This window comes from Alteromonas sp. KC3, from assembly GCF_016756315.1.
GTDB lineage: Bacteria > Pseudomonadota > Gammaproteobacteria > Enterobacterales > Alteromonadaceae > Alteromonas.
The window spans coordinates 3328313-3348961 of sequence record NZ_AP024235.1 but is presented as its reverse complement, the minus strand read 5'-3'; the positions used below and the strand labels follow the sequence as shown (position 1 = coordinate 3348961).

General features: G+C 45.8%; 15 protein-coding genes and 1 other RNA gene. 9 read left to right on the top strand and 7 right to left on the bottom strand.

Annotated features, from left to right (window positions below):
* Window positions 1–72 precede the first annotated feature (72 nt).
* From JN178_RS14855 to ssrS, 3 genes are all read right to left on the bottom strand, one after another.
* Window positions 73–1014 carry a nucleoside hydrolase gene (locus JN178_RS14855; protein WP_159626875.1) on the bottom strand — a complete coding sequence of 314 codons (942 nt, stop codon included), beginning with the start codon at window positions 1012–1014 and terminating at the stop codon, window positions 73–75.
* A gap of 24 nt (window positions 1015–1038) precedes the next feature.
* Complete coding sequence (locus JN178_RS14850; protein WP_202262219.1) at window positions 1039–1935, bottom strand: ribokinase; 897 nt, start codon at window positions 1933–1935, stop codon at window positions 1039–1041.
* 21 nt (window positions 1936–1956) lie between these two features.
* Window positions 1957–2139, bottom strand: a non-coding RNA gene (gene ssrS, locus JN178_RS14845) — 6S RNA.
* Between the two features lie 597 nt (window positions 2140–2736).
* Between ssrS and JN178_RS14840 the strand changes: the two genes are divergently transcribed.
* The 7 genes from JN178_RS14840 (at window position 2737) to JN178_RS14810 (ending at window position 11195) form a co-directional block, all read left to right on the top strand.
* On the top strand, window positions 2737–3303 hold the full coding sequence (locus JN178_RS14840; RefSeq protein WP_202262218.1) for a UPF0149 family protein: 567 nt from the start codon (window positions 2737–2739) through the stop codon (window positions 3301–3303).
* Window positions 3304–3353: 50 nt separating this feature from the next.
* Window positions 3354–4664, top strand: a complete 1311-nt coding sequence (gene pepP / locus JN178_RS14835; protein ID WP_202262217.1) for a Xaa-Pro aminopeptidase — start codon at window positions 3354–3356, stop codon at window positions 4662–4664.
* An 89-nt stretch (window positions 4665–4753) separates the two neighbouring features.
* Window positions 4754–6046, top strand: a complete 1293-nt coding sequence (gene ubiH / locus JN178_RS14830) for a 2-octaprenyl-6-methoxyphenyl hydroxylase (RefSeq protein WP_232369584.1) — start codon at window positions 4754–4756, stop codon at window positions 6044–6046.
* 18 nt (window positions 6047–6064) lie between these two features.
* Window positions 6065–7237, top strand: coding sequence for an FAD-dependent monooxygenase (locus tag JN178_RS14825; RefSeq protein WP_202262215.1), 1173 nt, complete (start codon window positions 6065–6067; stop codon window positions 7235–7237).
* 92 nt (window positions 7238–7329) lie between these two features.
* Window positions 7330–8958 carry a M28 family metallopeptidase gene (locus JN178_RS14820; RefSeq protein WP_202262214.1) on the top strand — a complete coding sequence of 543 codons (1629 nt, stop codon included), beginning with the start codon at window positions 7330–7332 and terminating at the stop codon, window positions 8956–8958.
* Window positions 8958–9833 (top strand): EamA family transporter, encoded by an 876-nt coding sequence (locus JN178_RS14815; protein ID WP_202262213.1) that lies wholly within the window; start codon window positions 8958–8960, stop codon window positions 9831–9833. Before JN178_RS14820 ends, JN178_RS14815 begins: the two co-directional genes overlap by 1 nt.
* Before the next feature lie 72 nt (window positions 9834–9905).
* The gene (locus JN178_RS14810; protein WP_202262212.1) at window positions 9906–11195 is read left to right on the top strand and encodes a M24 family metallopeptidase; all 1290 of its coding nucleotides are present in this window, start codon (window positions 9906–9908) and stop codon (window positions 11193–11195) included.
* An 87-nt stretch (window positions 11196–11282) separates the two neighbouring features.
* Here the strand turns inward: JN178_RS14810 and JN178_RS14805 are convergent, their stop codons facing one another.
* The 4 genes from JN178_RS14805 to JN178_RS14790 all read right to left on the bottom strand — a co-directional run bounded on the left by JN178_RS14805 (window position 11283) and on the right by JN178_RS14790 (window position 15009).
* The gene (locus JN178_RS14805) at window positions 11283–11429 is read right to left on the bottom strand and encodes a hypothetical protein (RefSeq protein ID WP_202262211.1); all 147 of its coding nucleotides are present in this window, start codon (window positions 11427–11429) and stop codon (window positions 11283–11285) included.
* A 100-nt stretch (window positions 11430–11529) separates the two neighbouring features.
* Entirely contained in the window at window positions 11530–12387 is an 858-nt protein-coding gene (locus tag JN178_RS14800; protein ID WP_202262210.1) for a LysR family transcriptional regulator, read from the bottom strand.
* Window positions 12388–12487: 100 nt separating this feature from the next.
* Window positions 12488–13984: a tryptophan halogenase family protein gene (locus JN178_RS14795; protein WP_202262209.1), complete on the bottom strand. Its 1497-nt coding sequence runs from the start codon at window positions 13982–13984 to the stop codon at window positions 12488–12490.
* A complete protein-coding gene (locus tag JN178_RS14790) occupies window positions 13984–15009 on the bottom strand; it encodes a LacI family DNA-binding transcriptional regulator (protein WP_159626934.1) in 1026 nt (341 codons plus the stop codon). The genes JN178_RS14795 and JN178_RS14790 overlap by 1 nt, the downstream gene beginning before the upstream one ends.
* Window positions 15010–15228: 219 nt before the next feature.
* Here JN178_RS14790 and JN178_RS14785 point away from each other — a divergent pair, with 219 nt between their 5' ends.
* Window positions 15229–17955: a TonB-dependent receptor gene (locus JN178_RS14785; RefSeq protein ID WP_202262208.1), complete on the top strand. Its 2727-nt coding sequence runs from the start codon at window positions 15229–15231 to the stop codon at window positions 17953–17955.
* Between the two features lie 141 nt (window positions 17956–18096).
* Window positions 18097–20610, top strand: a complete 2514-nt coding sequence (locus JN178_RS14780) for a family 20 glycosylhydrolase (RefSeq protein WP_232369583.1) — start codon at window positions 18097–18099, stop codon at window positions 20608–20610.
* Window positions 20611–20649: the final 39 nt, after the last annotated feature.

Genomic DNA, 20649 nt, shown 5'->3' with positions numbered 1-20649 from the left:
CTTTATTCAACCTTGAAGACAATAAAAAAGGGAGCTGATCCAACAGCTCCCTTTAACATTATCACACTGTGTTTAAAGTGCGTAAGTATCTATAAACAATTGTTCAAGTTTCGCGTGGTCGACCTTAGTCGCCACCTTAATGGTGTTCGCTTCATTCCACAATGGGCTTGGTGTTGTGCCTTTAGGCGCGACAACCGTTTGGCCTCTATCAAGCGTACCAGTACCAACGCGAACATGGCCTTCAGTAAGCTCAAATAGCTCAGGATGACGAAGATGCGCGATGGGGAACGCATCGTGGAAGAAACATACGCGGTCTTCGCGGTTTTGCGAGTAAAAGTCCATATAGAACTGCGCACTTTCTTGAACGAAGCTACCAAGGGTTGGGTTCTTTTCTGCAAGTACGTCTACGAACGTTGGCGCAAATGGAACATCGTTAGTCACGTCTAGACCGAACATGGTCAAGTCCCAATCGGCTGCAAACACAATTTCAGCGGCGTTTGCGTCGTTCCATATATTCGCTTCAGCAACAGGTGTAACGTTGCCTCGAACAAAGGCTGCGCCGCCCATAATGCTTACACCTTTAACCAGCTTTGGCAGTTCAGGCTCTAGGCGTAGTGCTAACGCCAAGTTGCCTAGTGGACCAATAGCTACTATGGTGATTTCACCTGGGTATTTACGTGCCATGTCCACAATAAATTGCGCAGAGCTGCGTGGATCTAGTTCAGTTTTTGGTGCATCAGGCTTAATGTGACCGAAACCATAGTCGCCATGTACAAAGTGCGCGTAGGTTGATTCTGGGCCTACCCATGGCATGCCAACCCCTTTAGTTACGGGAATATCTTTCCCCGCCAACTCGCAAAGGGTCAGCGCGTTTTGTGCTGCCATATCAACAGGAACGTTACCGAAAACGGTCGTTAAACCAAGAACTTCAATATCTGGAGATTGAAAAGCGAAAAAAATCGCCATTGCATCATCAATACCCGGATCTGTATCTAAAATGATTTTATGTGCCATCAATTTATTCTCAAATGCGTGTTGCTAGTTAGCGTGTTTCGCCAAGAAACGATCTACTTCTTTTTGCGTAGGGATACTCTGTGCTGCACCTTCGCGGGTTACCGCGATAGCTGAAGCGGCACATCCACGACGAAGTGCTTGCTTGGCATCGGTATGGTTGCTGTATGCTGATAAGAAATACCCAATAAAGGTATCGCCAGCCGCTGTTGTGTCTACCGCATCAACAGAGAATGCTTTTACTTCAACATCTTCGTTTTTGCGCAGCATCATTACGCCAGCTTTACCTAATGTAATAATGACTTCACAGTGTGACCATTGTGACTTAAACACAGACACAATATCTTCAAGGGATTCTTTTTCAGTAATTGCGGCTGCTTCGGTTTCATTGACAATCAGCAAATCAACACACTTAAGAGGAAGTTGTTTAACCGAATCACTCATTGGAGCAGGGTTGAAAGCAACTTTTAAGTGTTTCTCTTTCGCTTGGCGAAGCACTTCTTCAATGCTACTGGTTTCGTTTTGCGTCAGTACCCAATCAGATGGCTTCGCATCATCAAGTGCTTGCATTACTGTTTTGGCAGTAATGGTCTGGTTGGCACCACCGAAAAGTACAATGGCGTTTTCGCCGCTTGGAGTCACTTGAATTATAGCGTGTCCAGAAGGCGTTTCAGAGCATTTAACACCGCGACAATCAACACCTTTTTTAATTAGCGCTTGTTTGAATGCTGCGTCGTTTTCGTGAATGCTGCCCACGTGGCGTACGTCAGCACCGGCTTGTGCTAACGCGATAGATTGGTTTGCACCCTTACCACCTAACAATGTTTGGTAGTGGGTAGAGGCCAGCGTTTCACCAGGTTGCACGAAGTGTTCTACCTGATAGACGTGGTCGATATTGATAGAGCCAAAATTTATAATTGCCATTTCTTCTTCCGTCGAAAGAGGGCGCTTCCCAGAATGCCGCTGTCCATGTTTCGCCCGTGAACCGAAAAGTTCAGGGCGGAAGCATCACAACTGCCGTAGGCTTCTCGATACGAGTCGAGCCTGCACAATAGCAATCGTTTCAACTTCCTTGGTTTAAAGCATCGGCTAGGGACATGAATGAACTAGCAAACATCCCAGGAAACATTGTTGTTGTATTAAACGCAACAGGGTATATCAAACGAGTTGTTCAGTGAAGCGGATCACTTAACAAGCCTACTACTTATTTTTGCGTTATTGATTATTACTGTTGAAAAGAAACTTTCATTTTCTTGACCAGTTGGTCAGCAATTATACACGCATATTTGATAAGCTCAATATTCAAGCCTACGCCCAAATAATGATTATTACCTGTTGAGAGTGGAATTCCTTATCCTTGGTGAGTTTCAAGACACCTTTAATAGTGGAAAATACATATTACCTAGCGTCGAACTCGTCTGAGATCTTAGATGAATAAGTAGTATGTTGCCAGTGAAGAAGTGCCAAAAAGCGAAATTGTGGGTTCGTTCGCTTAGTGAGTAACCAACGTTATCAACGTAGTGAATTTTTCGAGGCTCAAACTGTTTATTCTGTGTACGTATTGAGTCCGCCGCACAACCAAATAGTTGCAAAACTAGGTTTTACATATTGAATTTTGCTAGTATTAATACCACAAACGAGAGTCAGGCTGCGCGCATTTGAAGATATTTATTTTTGTGTGCAGCGACGTATTCTCAACACCGAATTACAAAAAGAGATTTCTTTGTGGAAAAACAGCTCGATTACGACAGTGTAAGCAACAAGTTATCACAACACGGCATTATAGTTGATGGTGCAGAAGTGCATGGTATTTTGTGTGGCATGCTATGTGGCGGTATGTCTTTAACTGACCAAAAGTGGCTAGAGGCACTTAGCGAAACTATCAATCAAGGTGATGCGTTTTCTGATCAGGCATCACACTTACTCACCGCCCTTTTCAATCAAACATGCCAGCAACTACTTGAGCCAGAATTTGCGCTTAGCCTTCTGCTTCCAGACGATCAAGCTCCTATCAATGATAGAGGTGCAGCATTAATCAATTGGGTGCAAGGCTTTATGCTGGGCTTTGGCTTACACCAGCAAGATTTAATGCAGTGCTCTGATGATGTAAAAGAAGCATTAGAAGACTTTGCTGATATTGCGCGCATGGAAGAACCTATGGACGCCGATGAGGAGTCTGAAAAAGCGCTGTTTGAAGTGGTCGAGTACGTAAAGATTTCTGCTATTTTGTGCTACAGCGAACTCGGGCAGTCACTATTAGACGATCAGCAAGATTCACCATCGGTGCATTAACCATTAGCGTGGCTGAAGGCTTCACACATACGATCTAGGGACTAGGGTTTATGATTAGTGCGCAAGAGTTCATTGCTCGCCAAGACCGGTTGTTGGCGCAGTGTCAACCAAATAGTGTCTGCATAGTACCAGCAGCCACTATGGTCACACGTAGTCGTGACACAGAATATCTCTTCAGGCAAAACAGTGATTTCTGGTATTTGACTGGATTTGAAGAACCTAACGCGTGGCTTATTTTGTCGAACCATCCTCGATATGGCGAACGTTATCGAGCTATGGTGGTGCAAGCAAAAGACAAGCATGCTGAGATTTGGCACGGCAAACGCTTAGGTGCTGAAGCTGCACTTTCTCGGTTCAGTTTAGATGAAGCATTTGAGTTACAAGAGCTTGAAGAGGCCCTACTTGAGTCAATGCAAGGTCAACAAAATGTGTACTTTGCTTTGGGGCAAAGTAGTGCCTATGACAAACTTTTCAGTGAGGCCATGAACACGCTTCGCGATGCACCTAAAGAGTCACTTGCGCCTTTAACTATTCACGACCCTCGGCCTATTTTGCACGAAATGCGCTTGTTTAAATCGGCGTGTGAAGTGGCAATGATGAAAGCCGCTGGAGAAATTACTGCTCGCGCTCACAAGCGAGCAATGCAGTTCGCTGCACCAGGGTGCTATGAGTACCAACTCGAAGCTGAAATTCATCACGAGTTTGCCATGGCAGGGGCGCGTTCACCTGCATATAGCACCATTGTAGGCAGCGGCAAAAATGCCTGTATTTTGCATTACACACAAAATAATGCCCAAGTTAATGATGGCGACTTGATCTTGATCGATGCAGGGGCCGAATATCAAGGGTACGCTTCAGACATTACGCGAACGTTTCCAGCAAACGGTATTTTTTCCCAAGCTCAACGAGACATTTACAATGTGGTGCTTAAGGCGCAGCAAAGTGTATTAGATATGCTAGGGCCCGGCATGACGTTATCTGATGCCATGCAGCACAGCGTAGAGGTGATTACCGAGGGTTTGGTTGCCTTAGGTATTTGTAAGGGAAGTGTGGCACAAAACCTTGAAGAGGAAACGTGGCGTCAGTATTACATGCATGGCTTAGGGCATTTCATTGGGCTAGATGTACATGATGTGGGCAACTATAAAATTGATGGTGAAGACAGGCCCCTTAAACCTGGCATGGTCATTACCGTTGAACCAGGTATTTATATAAGCGAAGACAGCGATGTACCCGCGCAATATAAAGGAATAGGGATCCGCATTGAAGATGATGTAGTGATCACTGCCTCTGGTGTTGAAATACTTACCGCTGATGTTCCAAAAGAAATCGATGAAATAGAAGCCCTTATGAAAAAATAAGCGGTGTGGTGGTAAGCGACTTTTAAACGCACTGCTCATACTAGTTGCAGTGCGTGACAACCAAGTGAATGTTAAGAGAGTATAAACGGGTGAAATCGGTAGATGTGGTAATTGTAGGAGGCGGTATTGTGGGTACCGTTTTGGCAAAAGGTATCGCCGAGCAAGCCGGTTTGCAGGTTACATTAATCGACGCATCTCATCCCACAATAAATAGCAGCGCAAGCAGTACATTTAACCCGTTTACCGATACTCGCGTCATTGCATTGGCAAGGCGTACTGTCAACGAGCTGGCCCAATTAGGTATTGAAGTAGACCGTCTTGCGAAAACGCTTCATGGGCAGGTTCCACCAGACATAAAACATATAGAAGTCACTGACAAAGGGCATATTGGCCTTGTCGACCTCAGCTGTGACACATTCAATATTGACGCATTCGGGCAAGTGGTATCATTAAGTGCGCTAACGCATCTTGCCTCAGAGGCGGGTAGCAGCTATAACACCATTGCCCCGGCGAAGGTGACAACAGTTGAGCGGCATCAAGCCTTTGCCCAAGTGACGCTAGACAATGGCGATGTGATTCACACTAAGCTATTGGTGCTTGCCGATGGTGGTCGTTCCACGCTTTCACAACAAGTAGGTATTTCAAAAACTGTCACAGACTATCAGCAAACCGCTATCGTGTTTAATGTACATACTCAGTTGCCACATAACCATAAGGCATATGAGCGATTTACCGAGTCAGGCCCGCTTGCTTTCTTACCTTTTGACAGTGAAATTAATCAAACGAAAGCCTCTGGCAATGGGTTTTCCGTGGTGTGGACGGTAGATACTGAAAATGCCAATAATCTAATGGCAATGGATGACACTGACTTTATTGACGCATTGCAATCGGCGTTTGGCTATCGTCAAGGTCGCATATTGCGTGTCAGCCAAAGGTCGTGCTATCCGCTAGCGTTGGTTAAAGCTGAAAACGTTGCAACACATCGCACAGTAGTCGTCGGCAATGCGGCGCAAGCGTTGCACCCAATAGCAGGTCAGGGATTTAACCTAGGTTTACGCGACATTGTTGCGCTAATAGAGGTGTTGAAAACGTCATCAACAAAAAGCGAAACGTCAGAATTTGACGCCGGAGCGTTTGCAATAACCCATGCATATGCCAAGTCGAGAACCGCCGACAGAGATGCCACCGTATTATTAACCGATACCTTGGTGCGCACGTTTTCAAACCACCATTTTCCTTTGGTAGTGGGGCGAAACATGGCATTGTTAACACTTGGTGTTTTGCCCAATGCCAAAAACGCATTTGTGAGACAAACCACAGGCTATGGCCATTACAAAAATAAAATCAGTGGTACAAACAACAACGTAGACGCGCAGCGTTAAAAGAGAGTAAAGAAAATCATGCAGCATGTTGATATTGCCATTGTTGGCGGTGGTATTGTTGGCCTAACACTGGCCGCAGCACTTAAAAATTGCGAACTACAGGTTGCGGTGATCGACAAGGCAGCGTGTTTTCAGCCATTAGATGACAAACCCAGTGCGAGGGTAAGTGCGATTAATCAAGCCAACATTTCTGCACTTAAGCGCACTGGTGTGTGGCCTTACGTTCAGCAGGATCGTGCGAGTGCTTACACTGACATGCATGTGTGGGACAAAGACAGCTTTGGTGACATTCGCTTTTCTTGCGATGAAATGGGCAGCGACGCGCTGGGTGTTATTATGGAAAACCAAGCGCTAGTTAACGGGCTTTCAGAAGCCGTGGCACAGCAATCTAATGTTCAAATGCTGACAACGGGTATTGAAAGAATTCTCACGGGCCCAAATCAAACTATGTTGATGTTGGATAACAATGATGCATTGAGCTGCCGCTTACTGGTTGGCGCTGATGGCGCGAATTCATTTGTGCGCAAACAAGCAGGCTTGCCCATTACCTTTAAAGATTATGAGCATACCGCTATTGTTGCGAATATTCGCACGCAAGAGCCACATAACCATGTGGCGCGGCAAGCCTTTACGCCAACGGGGCCGCTGGCATTGTTACCTATGTCAGACCCGCACGTTTGTTCTATTGTTTGGTCACAAAGTCCAGATGCAGCGTCGTCTTTATTGGCCTTAAGTGATGACGGGTTTTGTCATGCATTAAGTGCAGCTAGCAACACTGTGTTAGGAACCGTATCTCTTGAGACGCAACGCGCAGCGTTTCCGTTAACTATGCGATATGCCCGAGACTGGGCAAAGGACGGAGTAGTGTTAGTTGGCGATGCGGCACATACCATTCATCCATTGGCGGGGCAGGGGGCTAATTTAGGGATGCAAGACGCCTTAGCATTAGCTGAACTACTTATTAGTTTAGCCGCAGAAGGAAAAGACATTGGTCTTCACAAACACCTTCGCCCCTACGAACGTAGCCGCAAGACAGAGGCTATGAAAATGATAGCGGCAATGGATGGCTTTAAGTTCTTATTTGATGGCGACGACCCACTTAAAAAACTTATTCGGGGTGTGGGGCTTTCTGTCACAAACAAATTAGACACGGTTAAAAATGTTTTTGTCAGTCATGCGATGGGATTGTAACTATAACAATAGTTTATTGAACGTTTTTGGCATTGAGATAGCAATAAGTAAAGGATACCCTGCGGTATCCTTTTCTTTTTTGTACGAGCATCATGTTACTCAAAGCTAACCTTCGCATATTCTTACTTACTGTTGCTTCAGCACTTGTCTCAAGCGCCAATGCTAATGAACTTAATATTGATTTAGAGACGTACCGCACCCATGCAAAAACGTTAGCCAGCGATGAATTTGAAGGCCGCGGCCCTTTGTCAAAAGGTGAAGAAAAAACGGTAGCTTATTTAACAAAAACCTTTGAACAACTTGGCCTCAAACCTGCTTTTGGTGATAGCTATACGCAAGCGGTGCCCCTCGCTAAAATAACACCTACACACATGTCTTCCCTTAAAATGGGCAATTTGGAATTTAGTGCGGGCACTGAGTTTACAGCGCGTACTCAGCGCATTGCAGATAGCTATGCACTAAACAACAGCGATGTGATATTTGTTGGCTATGGCATTTATGCACCGGAGTACAATTGGAATGATTATGCGGGTCTTGATGTAAAAGGCAAAACGGTGGTTATGTTGGTGAACGATCCTGGTTTTGCCTCTAAAGATCCTGCTTTGTTCCAAGGTAATGCCATGACGTACTACGGACGTTGGACATACAAATATGAAGAGGCGGCAAGGCAAGGTGCAGAGGCAGTTTTCATTGTACATGAAACCATGCCTGCCGGTTACGGTTGGGGAGTGGTAGAAAACTCTAATTCGAATACCAAATTTGCCCTTGTTGATGACAACAACAACGCTTCGCAAGTTGGCGTTATGGGGTGGTTACATTTAAACGCAGCACGCGCGCTATTTGAAAGTGCAGGCCTTAGTTATTCTGAGTTAAAAGCCGAAGCGTCTAAGCCTGGTTTCACAGCAATACCTCTTAATTCCAAAGCCACGTTGAGCTTTGACAACCAAATAGCCCACGCCGAGTCACAAAACGTTGCTGGTATTTTACCGGGTGGTGAAGCAAGTGATGAGTGGGTAATGTTGCACGCCCATTGGGATCATTTAGGCAAAGTAGAGAAGAATGGCACAACCACCATTTACAACGGTGCAGTGGATAATGCATCTGGGGTAGCAGGTGTTCTTACTTTAGCGCAAAGCTTTGTTGAAAAATCTAAGCAAGAAGGCACAAAACGCACGTTAATGTTTAGCGCGTTTACAGCCGAAGAGACAGGGTTATTAGGTGCTGATTACTTTGCGAATAACTCGCCGATTGATACTGCCAATATGGTCGCGTTTTTAAATATTGATGGAATGAACGTAAACGATGAGGTCGATTACATCCTTCAATATGGAGAAGGGTATTTATCGATAGAAGACGACCTTAAACAAGCCGCACAGCTACAAGGACGTAAAGTGAAAATGGATCCGCGACCACAAAACGGACTGTTTTTTCGCTCTGATCATTTCGCGCTTGCCAAGCAAGGTGTACCGTCTATCTTATTCATGAGCTTAGGTGACACGGACCCTAGCTTTATCGCAAAGCGTTATCACAAAGCGGATGACGATTACTTACCCACCTGGACTCTCGGTGGTGTAGCACAAGACATGGCCCTAATAAGCTCAATGATGATTAAATATGCCAATAGCAATGAATGGCCATACTGGAAACGTGAGTCGGACTTTAAAGCCAAGCGTGAAAAGGCCTTAAAGCAAGCTAAGCGTGTAACGACAGCGGTGAAGTGATGGCATGGGTGTGGTTTACATTGGGCGCCGTTGTTCTACAAACGGTGCGCAACGCCCTGCAAAGCAAGATCAGCAGCCATGTAAATACGTCAGGCGTCACGCTATCTCGCTTTTTGTTGGCGCCTCCTATCGCGCTGGGTTATTTGTTTTTACTAAACACTTCTTCACCTCAGCCGCTACCCCACTTTTCAATCTCTTTTTTAGGTGTTGTGCTTTGCGCATCATTGTTTCAAATAGCCGCCACGTCATTAATGGTGGTACTGTTTAAACAAAAGAACTTCGCCATTGGAGCTGGCCTTGCGAAAAGCGAAGCTTTGGTTGCGGGCGTGGTTGGCATGTTGTTTTTTGGCAGCTATTTAACCTTGTTGGGATGGGCGGGTATTGTCATCGGTGGTGTTGCTGTTTTTGTATTAAGCAGTGGCAAAGGGCTTAAAGGAATAAGCACCAAAACCATGTTTATAGGTTTATTGTGCGGCACCTGCTTTGCCTTAACGTCATTATTGGTTCGCGAGGCCAGTCACATGCTCGACATGCCTTTTGTACACGCGGCAGCTTGGGTATTGCTGTGGGTTTTGTGCATTCAAGCGCTAAGCTTAAGTGCATTTATAAGTTCAAGAAAACCCTTTGTCTTTAAACAGCTATGGCAGGCTAAAACGTCGGTGCTCGCAATCAGCACGGTAAGCTGTTTGGGGTCGATATGTTGGTTTACTGCTATGGCACTTCAGCATGTTGCATTAGTGAAAACGTTAGGGCAGCTTGAAGTATTGCTTACGCTTTTACTGTCACACTTTTGGTTGAAAAATGCAGTAACAAGAAGAGAAGTTGCAGGGCTTCTGTTGATTGGCGTCGCAGCTATTATGGTAATGTGGGCGTAGAGCAAACGTAAAGATGCTACTGCATTACGACAGAAACAAGAAAAGATAAAACAACATAGAGGGAATGGTGGGATGGATAAACGACACTTTTTAAAGCTTGCAGGGGCCGCGACGGCGTTAATGCCGATGGCTGCAATGGCACGTACAAGTAATGTAGATACAACAACACAACCTGATTTCAATTCCTTGAACAATATTATCGGCGATAGTGCGCCAATCTCGGTAGAAGAGCGCCGCACTCGAATAGACAAAGCGCAGTCGTTAATGAAGGAACACAATATCGCCGCTATTTTGCTTGAGCCTGGCGCGGCCATGGACTACTTCTCGGGTGTTCAATGGTGGCGAAGTGAGCGACTTACCGCTGTTGTTATTCCGCAAAAAGGTGACATTGCCGTTGTTACTCCCTTTTTCGAAAAGCCAAGTGTAATGGAGTCGCTAAAAGTGGGTGACGATGTACGCGTCTGGCAGGAACACGAGAGTCCTTTTGATGTTGTTGCAGACATACTAAAGTCGCGCGGTATCACCTCAGGTAATATTGGTTTTGAAAACAGCGTGCGTTACTTTGTGGTAACCGGGATGTCAAAAGCCATGCCTGCAATGAATATTGTGCCTGCCGAGCCAGTGACACTGGGCTGCAGAATGTACAAAACCTCGTCTGAACTGGCTTTAATGCACAAAGCAAATGAAGTGACATTGCGCGCCTACGCGTTTGTATTTGAGAACTTGCAGGAGGGCATGAGCCAGCAAGACGTGAAAGCACTAATGAATAGTGCTCAGCAACGTTTAGGCGGCAGCAATACGTGGTGCTTGGCGTTATTTAATGATGCCAGCGCGTACCCTCATGGAACCAATGCAAAACAGGTAATCAAAGAAGGCTCGGTGGTGCTACTAGATAGCGGATGCAGTGTGCACGGTTATCAAAGCGATATCAGCCGCACTCTAGTATTTGGTAAAGCCTCGCAAAAAATTGAAGATGTATGGAACACCGTACGCGAAGGGCAGAATGTTGCGTTTGCAGCAGCGAAAGTGGGCGAACCTGCAGGTAAGGTCGACGATGCTGTACGCGGTTTTTATGCCAGGAAAGGTTACGACAAAGACTACGCGCTACCGGGGCTAAGCCATAGAACGGGCCACGGCATTGGCATGGAAGGCCATGAGAGTGTTAACTTTGTCAGGGGCGAAAATACACCCCTTAACAAAGGAATGTGTTTCTCCAACGAACCGGGGTTGTACATACCTGGGGAGTTTGGTGTGCGCTTAGAAGACTGCTTGTATATGACAGATAGCGGACCACGTTATTTCACTGAGCCACCACAAACCTTAACGAAGCCACTGGGTAAGCTGATTAGTTTGAAGGCATAGTAACGCCTACCGGTTATTAAAAATAACGCCCAAACAAAAAGGCAGCGCATCTAACTATTAGACCGCTGCCTTTTTACTATTTGAATACTACGACTTCGTTTGATGTTCTGAGTCGTAGTGTTGACGAATAAATACAGGTTGTTTATTTAATCGCTCTATGCGTTTTTTCTCTTCCTTGAAAAAGTACATTAACGCAAGAACCACAGCAACAGTAAAAATTACAGTTACAATCATCTTTTGCTCTCCACGAACGCTTTTTCAATATAAATTACAAGACTTGATACGCATAGAATAACAAAAAGTATCTGTTGCTTTAGTTACGTGTTTGTAACTTTTAGGCCGCGCTATTCTTTAACCGAACCTTAAAAAACTCGGCAAGGGTTTTACTAATAACTGGGTGCTGTGTGTCTTGGTTAAATAAACAGATATTAACTTTACCAAGTTTTGGAAGGTGAGGGTGGTTAAGTGGCGTCAAATGAGCGGGTAAACTCGATTTGGCAAGGGCGGTAACGCCAAGGCCTTGCTGTATAGCCGCTACCAGGCCACCTAAATCAGCATTGGTGTAGGTGATTTTCCACGCAAAGGTTTGCTGCTTTAATTGTTCAATTACTCGACTTCGGTACATACAGCCATCAGGTGCTAATACCAGCGGAATAGTGTTTCCAACCAAAGGGTGGGCATTATCGCCTACCCACACGACATCATCTTCTAATACCACTTCGCCTTCGGTCTCTTCTTCTGGGTTTACCAGCGCCAGAATAAGATCGAAATGATCGCGCTGACTAGGATGAAGCAAATCCCGACTTAACGCGGACGTGACTTCAAGGGAAACATCTGGGTAGCGTTTTGAAAACTCGCCAATTAATCCAGGCAGTAATGTTGAAGCAAACTCATTGGGAATACCTAAGCGCAATCGACCGCTTAAGGGCGCTGGCGTAAGACTGCGAAAAATATTGTCATTAAGTTCTAATATTTCTTTGGCTTTTGGGTACAACCAATTGCCATCAGCACTTGGCACATGGCGCTGCCCAACTTTGGTAAACAGTTTTCTGTCGAGTTGAGTTTCTAGCTTCTTTATTTGCAAACTAATGGCAGGCTGAGAGCGGCCAAGAAAGTCACCCGCTTTGGCGTAACCACCAAGTTCAATAACGCTGACAAAAGTGCGTAAGGTGTCGAGTGAAAGCTGCTTCATATTGATTAGACTTATTAATGAACGGGCTTGTGTTTATTATATTTGTAAATGTATGGCGGTGAAAGTGCTACGCTTTTTAAATGTGGGCACGCTTAGCGTTTTAACCCTCACTCACTCTCGCGTTATTAATAGACTGCGCCATTATATTCAGCGCTTGCGTGTTATCTAGCGTGCGTGCCGTGCCATTCGTCGTTGATGAAAAACGCTGCATGCCGGCAAAAATGCAGTACCACGACGGACGCAAGTACACTAACTTATTGTCAACTTCATTAAGCGCCTGCTCGAAGTCAGCACCTTTATCCCATGCACCTAGCAAATAGGCGAGGGTGTCGGGTACAACCAATTCAGACTGGCAGGCTTTCCAATAAGGAGTGTCTGTGCGGGTGGTTAAATAGTAATGGGCTGCAATGTAGTCGCGAATGCCATCAAACATGCGGTTCATTTCGGTATTGTAATGCGATATGCGTTGTGCGCTTTCGCTTTGCCAGCAATCAACAAAGTGATGCAACGCATATTGCACAAGCATAAGGGCAGTCGCTTCAAGTGGCTCTATAAAGCCCTGTGACAATCCAATACATAAGCAGTTGCCTTGCCAGTGCTCGCTAAGTCTTCCCACTTGCATGGTTAAATGGCGTGCGTCTTGTTGCGGGCTTACAGCATTTAAATCATGTTGGGCTAACTGTTGTCGAAGTTCATCCTCAGCCTGCGAGGCAGTGCAAAACGCGCTGCTATATACATAGCCATTACCCGTACGGTTGGTCAGAGGAATATGCCATTGCCAACCGTGTTTTAATGCAATGGAACGGGTTTGAAGTGCTTTGGTTGGCTTTGCAAGTGCGGCGCTGGGTATAGCCACTGCTGCGTCGTTAAATAACGTGTCGGCATAACTTGAAAAAGGGCGAGCGAGTGCTTGCTTACCTAGTAGCCCTCTAAAACCAGAACAGTCTACAAATAACTCTGCGTTAAGTATTTCACCATCGCTCAGCACAATGTGATTGATACGTTGCCCGGTAGTAGCCACGCTTTGAACCGTTCCAATTTTATGACTCACCCCTTTTTGCTTGGCGTACTTTTTCAAAAAGTCACCTAACAGACCTGCATCAAAGTGATAGGCATAATCAAGATTGGCAGACGATGAAATGGCTTGTGGTGATATTCCTTCGTTAACCATATGGGCAGCGGTAAAATAGTGTGACGGGTTCACATCCTCGGCATGTCCGTGGCGTCTTCTATTCACTGCATTGAAATACATATCGGCAGTAGATATGTCTAGCGCGGAAAAAAACGGGTGAAAATAGCTATCGCCTGCTGATGTCCACTTTTCAAAGCTTATCCCCATTTTATAAGTGGCATTACAGTGTTGCATCCATGCACTTTCAGTTACGCCCAAATAGTCAAAGAAAAAACGCAAATAGGGGGTAGAGCCTTCGCCTACGCCCACTGTACTGATATCGGCCGACTCAAGAAGCGTTATTTGCGGCGCAGGCGCCTTCGCATTGGCTTGGTTTAATTCAATAGCTCGAGCTAGGTAACACGCGCTCATCCAACCGGCGGTGCCGCCCCCAACAATAACAATATCTTGAGGTAAGGCTTTCATCAGACTTTCTCTGTTGACGCTCGAACCACTAGCTCGGGTACAAACGTATGATTTAAATTATCAGCCGTTGATTTGGTTTTTCTTGCGCGTAAAAATTGAATAAGCGATGCTGCCGCATGCTGCGCAATTTCGTTAGTTGGCTGCGAGGCGGTGGTGAGTGGGGGAAATGTTTGGCGTGAGAACGGGCTGTTCTCGAATCCGGCAATGGCCAAGTCGTTTGGCACATCCACGCCTTTCATTCGCGCACCAAAAAGCGTTCCCGCGGCAATCTCATCGTTACACGCAAACACAGCGGAAGGGTGGGGAGACATGCCAAGCAGTGTTTCTGCGCTTTTCACTCCGGTTTCAAACGAGTACGTACCTTTAATAATTAACGACTCGTCTAACGCTAGGCCCGCTTCTTCAAGTGCGGCCTTGTAGCCATTTAAACGCTCGGTGGTCGATTTGTGAATTTCTTCACCAGCAATAAAGGCGATATGTTTATGACCTTGTTGGATCAGGTGGCGCGTAATGTCGTAGGCGGCTTTAAAGTCGTTTACCAGTACGTAAGGAAGGTGAGAGCTTAAGGTGCCATCTCCCGATAGAATGCGTACATAGCTTATGTTATTGGCGTCTAATTCGCTGAGTACCGCAGGCATTTCAGATAATGGTGGCGATAAGATAAGCCCGGCAAGTTGCGCCGTATCTACCATTTCCACTAACTCCTTGGCGATGTTACTTGAGCTTGCATCACAAGGGTGAATCAGTAGCTCAAAGTTATTCTTGCGGCATACATCCAATATACCTTTTTGCATATCGATGATGTAGTAAGCGTTGGGGTTGTCGTATACGTAACCCAACACTGACGCGCCTTTACTTGCAAGGTCGCGAGCCGCTTTGTTCGGTGTGTATTTTAATGCGGCTATGGCGTCTTCTACGCGCTTCAATGTATCGGGTTTTACCGTCCCCTCTTTGTTTATAACTCGAGAAACGGTCTTAATAGAGACACCCGCCATTTCGGCAACACTTTTGATGGTAGCAGCCAAATTCATTCTCTCTTCAAAAAATTGGTTTAATTTTCAACAATTAAGAACTAAATATTATCTTTTTGTTAAAAAAATATTTGCAGCTTCACAATCTGTCATGTAACTTAACATTCAATGACAGCGTTGTCATCTAAAAACTGTACCTTATAACAACGCCTGTCATTTTATTATTTTAATAAATGACAGCGTTGTCATTTTGGCTGAGAAAAGGTTAATACAATGTCCAAAAACCAACAAAACAAACTAACAAGAAGTGTTCGCCTCGCCATAGCTATGGGCGCACTGACAAGTATTTCGGTACCTGTTGCTGTAGCGCAAGAAGCGGGTGAAACTGAAGTCATTGAAGTCACAGGGATCCGTGGTAGCCAAAAGGCCAACATCAACGCTAAGCGTTTCTCTAACGCGATTGTTGATGCGATCACCGCAGAAGACATTGGCAAGTTCCCAGACAAAAACGTAGCGGAAACGCTAGCACGTGTACCGGGCATCACCATTGACCGCGACTTTGGTGAAGGTCAGGGCGTAACGATTCGTGGTGTTCAGCCAGACCAAAACTTGACCTTGGTAAATGGTCAAGCCGTTGGTACAGGTCAGTGGTTTGTACTTTCAGATGCAACGCGTAACTTTAACTTCGAGATTTTGGCATCAGAAATGATTGCGGGCCTTGAAGTATACAAATCATCACAAGCTGATATTGATGAAGGTGCGCTTGGTGGTACGGTTATTCTTAAAACTCGTAAGCCATTCGATTTAGATGCGCATTCAGGTCAAGTGTCAGTTGAAGGGCAGTATGGTGATATTGCCGACCAATTAGACCCTACACTGTCAGGTCTTTACAGCTGGAAGAACGACGATGAAACCTTCGGTATTCTTTTCTCTGGTTCATATCAGGAACGTACCGTAGAGCGTGAAACTAACGAAGACTTTGGTTGGTTTGGTCCAAGTATTGCCCGTATCGACCCACTTATTGAAGCGCCTGCCGGTGCTGATAGAAAAGGTGCGTTACCTTGGGGTATGGGTTCAGCTTTATTTAAACAAGATCGTGAGCGTGTTGGTTTTGATGTTACCGCACAATGGGCACCAACTGACGACTTCGATATGTCAGTACACTATCTATCATCTACGTTAAAAGCAGACAACGTAAACTCTAACCTTATTGGTATTCCATTTCGCGGTATCGCTTATATGGGGACCGACACTAACACAGGTACCGTTAGTGCAGACAACGTGGTTGAATCACTTAATGTAGTGGGTGTTGACCAGCGCCCAGTATGGGCTCGTACGTTGGCATACGACAATATCTTCCGCGACGGCTCTGAAATGTCGACTGAAATCATCGACGTTGAAGGTCACTACCTAATGGGCGATGGTAAATTACACTTCCAGCTAGGTACAACCACAGGTGAAGGTGAAAACCGTGACTTCTTTACAGAGTTTTGGGCAGACGCAAGCGATCCGCGCGTTGCATTCGACTTTTACAATCCAGGTGGTGATGCGCCATACATCGACTTTACTACTTCAAGCCCGTGGTTAGCGAACCCGACTGACGAAATGTGGTTAGGTGGTATCTTTGATCAGCTTAACGCGACAGAAGATAAAGAAAACTACATTCAGTTTGATTACGAACACAGTGTCGATTGGGGCGCAGTTACCGAAGTGAAAACGGGTATCAAACGCCGTGACAGAAGCTTCTCGCAATCACGCTACAGAACAGATTTGGCTAACCTAGCACCAACGGGTGAAGGCAGCCTTGGCCCAGCATCAGCATTTTGGAGTGGCGACATGATCAATGTATCGCACTCAAATACTAATGGCGTTGGTGCAAGCTACTTCTTCCCAGACAAAGACAGCATGTACAACGCGCTATACAGCGTTGCGGAGTGTGCGGGCGATGCCACGACACTGTGCCGTCGCACTGACCAGTTCCTAGACGAGTCTTCATTTGAAATTGAAGAAGACATTACTGCTGCTTACGTTATGGCGAAATTCAGCGGTGATGGCTTCAGAGGTAATGTGGGTCTACGCTATGTGGAAACTGACTCTACCTCAAACGGTTTTGACCTAAATACCGGCGAAGCGGTTGCCTTTGATGGCGGTTATAACGAATGGCTACCTAGCATTAACTTGTCTTACGACCTAACAGACGATGTATTGCTACGTATGGCGGCGTCTCGTGTGCTAACACGTCCTGCTCCATTCCAGCTAGCACCTGCGGTTAACTTAACTCCTGAGACAAGCTCTGGCTCGGCAGGTAACCCTCAGCTTAACCCGCTAACGGCAAACCAGTTTGAAGTGGGTGCCGAATGGTACTTCAGCGAGTCTTCTGTTGCGGCAATTACCGTATTTAAGAAAGACATTAACGACTTCATCTTTACTAAAACTGTATCGCGTGAAATTGACGGTCAACAAATTAACCAGTTGAGAACACCTGAAAACGGCGGCTCTACGTCAATTGACGGCATCGAAATGCAAATTCAACACGTGTTCGATAACGGTTTTGGTGGCTATGCTAACTACACCTATACAGATGTAGCCGATGCCAAAGTAGATGAAGCGGTACCAGTAACTGATGCTGACGGTAACATTGTAGGGGCAACTATTGCGTCACGGTTAGTGAGTTTCCCGAACACGTCAAAAGACTCGTTCAACATTGGTGTGTTCTATGAAACAGACGTGTACAGCGCACGCCTTAACTATAACTACCGTTCAGAGTACTTCATTGCACAAGCCGAGATTGGCGATCAGTACCGCGACGAGCAATCACAGCTTGACGCGCAGCTAAGCTGGAATGTAACTGACACCATCACGCTTAAAGCAGAAGCACTTAACTTAACCAATGAAATTTGGGAGAACTACTACGTTCGCAGCAGCGATGGCAAACGCCTAGGCGGTACGCAAAGCGCTAACGGTCGTCGCTTCTTCATCGGCGCAAGCATGCGATTTTAAGGCAGGGGTGTAAAAATAGTTTGTGTGTTCGCTATTTTTACGTTGCAAAAGGGTAGGGCACAAGCTCTACCCTTGTTTTTAAACGTACGGCGTTTTAGTACCAGCACAGTAAATATCATAAATCAGTAAAGGATGTGTTACGTGAGATGTATTTTGGGATTATCAATGTTGTTAATGGCGTGCTCGCCAGTCGCATCAACGCAGGCTAACATTGAACAGCCACAGTTAGACGAACTTGGCCAGCACCTTAATGTTCAGTACAGCGTGCTCAGTAATATTGATGACACTGCGTGTCGTGTGCATATTCCCAAAGGTGATTGCTTCTCATCACAAATGACGCTGCAAAGCGCAAAAAGTACTATTCCAGCAACCACATCATTATTCTTTAGCCATATTGCGCCAATTCGCGGCTTCGATACCGACAGCGCTATTACTATTGAACATATCAATGGCGATTTACATCGCCTAACCTTTAACGAATCTATAGCGGCTGATACAAAAGTGACAGTGACCTTGTCAGCCCCTTTCTGGCATGCCTCTCGCAGTGACGCCATGCCAAATTACTATTTAACCTATCCATCGCTTCAACCTGTTATTGTGGCATCTACCACACGGGTAAAAGAGCCTGGTACCCATTTGTTAGTTAACCAGCATACTGATGCGTGGCAAAACGAAGCGCAATATAAGCGCACGGCCTCTGATGCTATGCCGTTAATGGACAGTGCTTTTTTAGCAGAGCAGCCAACATACACCACAAAATCAACCGAGTGGGATAACCGCGTTATTCCTCAAGTTGCAGAGCGCCAAGACACGGGTGAAACCATTGCAGTAACAGGCATTCGTGTAAAAGGCATTAGTGTAAAAGACGACGTTGTTAATGCTTTGTCACCTGCATTAGCGCAGGCGGCTTTTTTTGGATTGTCACAGCAAGATAACGGCATACCCGTCAATATCAGCTTCACGCCTAATACACTTGTTGAGGGCGAATATTCACTGGTTGTGAGAGATAGCGGTGTAGATATCAAGGCCAAAGATGCGGTAGGTGCTAACTATGCGCTACTCACTTTAGCGCAGCTTTATAACAAAAGCCGTCAAACGCTGCCGATTACTTCAATTCATGACAAACCCCGCTTTGCTTTTCGTGGTATGCATTTAGATATTGCGCGCCATTTTCCGGGTAAAGCGGCCATTGCGTCGGTACTTACGCAAATGTTCACGTACAAACTGAACAAGCTTCATCTTCATTTAAGTGACGATGAGGGCTGGCGATTGGCTATTGATGCATTGCCGGAACTCACTGACATTGGCGCATATCGCTGTCATGACTTGTCGGAACAAACCTGTTTGTTACCACAGCTTGGCAGTGGCCCGTTTAAAAGTGCGCAAGGGAATGGTTTTTTAACGCAGCAAGATTACATCGACATTCTTCAAATGGCGCATCAGCGTGGTATTGAAGTGATCCCATCACTTGATATGCCAGGGCATGCTCGCGCTGCTATTGTGTCTATGAATGCGCGCTATCAGCGATTAATGAAAGCCGGAAACAGCGCCGAAGCAAACAAGTATATGTTGGTCGACAATCAAGACACAACGCGCTATGAAAGCGTTCAATTTTATCGCGATAACACGATAAACCCTTGTCTTGATAGCACATACACCTTTATCGATACCATAATGGGCGCGGTAAAAGCGTTGCACGACAAAGCAAATGTGCCGCTAGAATACTTCCATGTGGGCGCCGATGAAACCGCAGGCGCGTGGGTTGAATCCCCCGTGTGCAAAGCAAAAGGGCAACAGGCTGATACTATTCTTCCCACCTTTGTTACACGTGTTCAAGACATTGCTAAAAAGCATAACATTGCCATTGGTGGTTGGAGTGATGGCATGGAAAAAGCGGCGAAAACCTTGGATAACACTAAGGCATACACCAATGTGTGGCATCTGTTAGCGGCAGGTGGAGAAAATACCGTATCACACTTTGCCGACGCGAATATTCCAGTAGTGCTGTCGTTCCCCGATGTGCTCTATTTTGATTTTCCTTATCAAAGTAACCCACTTGAGCCAGGTTATTACTGGGGCTCACGGGCTACCAGTACGCATAAAGTCTTCTCGCTGATGCCTGAGCACTTGCCATTGCACAGCCAAGAGTGGACGACACGCATGGGCGAAAATTACACCAGTAATGACAGGGTAAACACCTCGTCGGTAGTGGGTATTCAAGGCCAGTTATGGAGCGAAGTAACGGTTAACCAAGACGCAGTAGAGTACATGGTGTTCCCGCGGTTATTGGCGCTTGCTGAACGCGCTTGGTATGAAGCGCCGTGGCAAGAAAAGGCACCAGTATTGGCGAAAGACGGTAGCTTACAGCAAAACCGTGATCAGAATTTCCACGCATTTGAACATGCTTTGCTTACGCAACATGCGCCCGCTTTAGTGCAACAAAATATCAATGTGCGCGTGCCAATGCCTGCGGCAAAAATAGCCGATGGCATGCTAACCATGCAGGTAAAAGCTGGGCTGATTGGTGAATATCAAATTGCAGACGGTGACTGGATTGAGTACATCAAGCCCGTTTCGATAGAAAATGCAGATAACGTAAAAGTACGCGCAAGACTTCAAGGTACACAAAAAACGAGCCGACAAGCACTGTTGTAAGTGCTTGTTTTTAATGGCTAAAAATGACAGCGTTGTCAT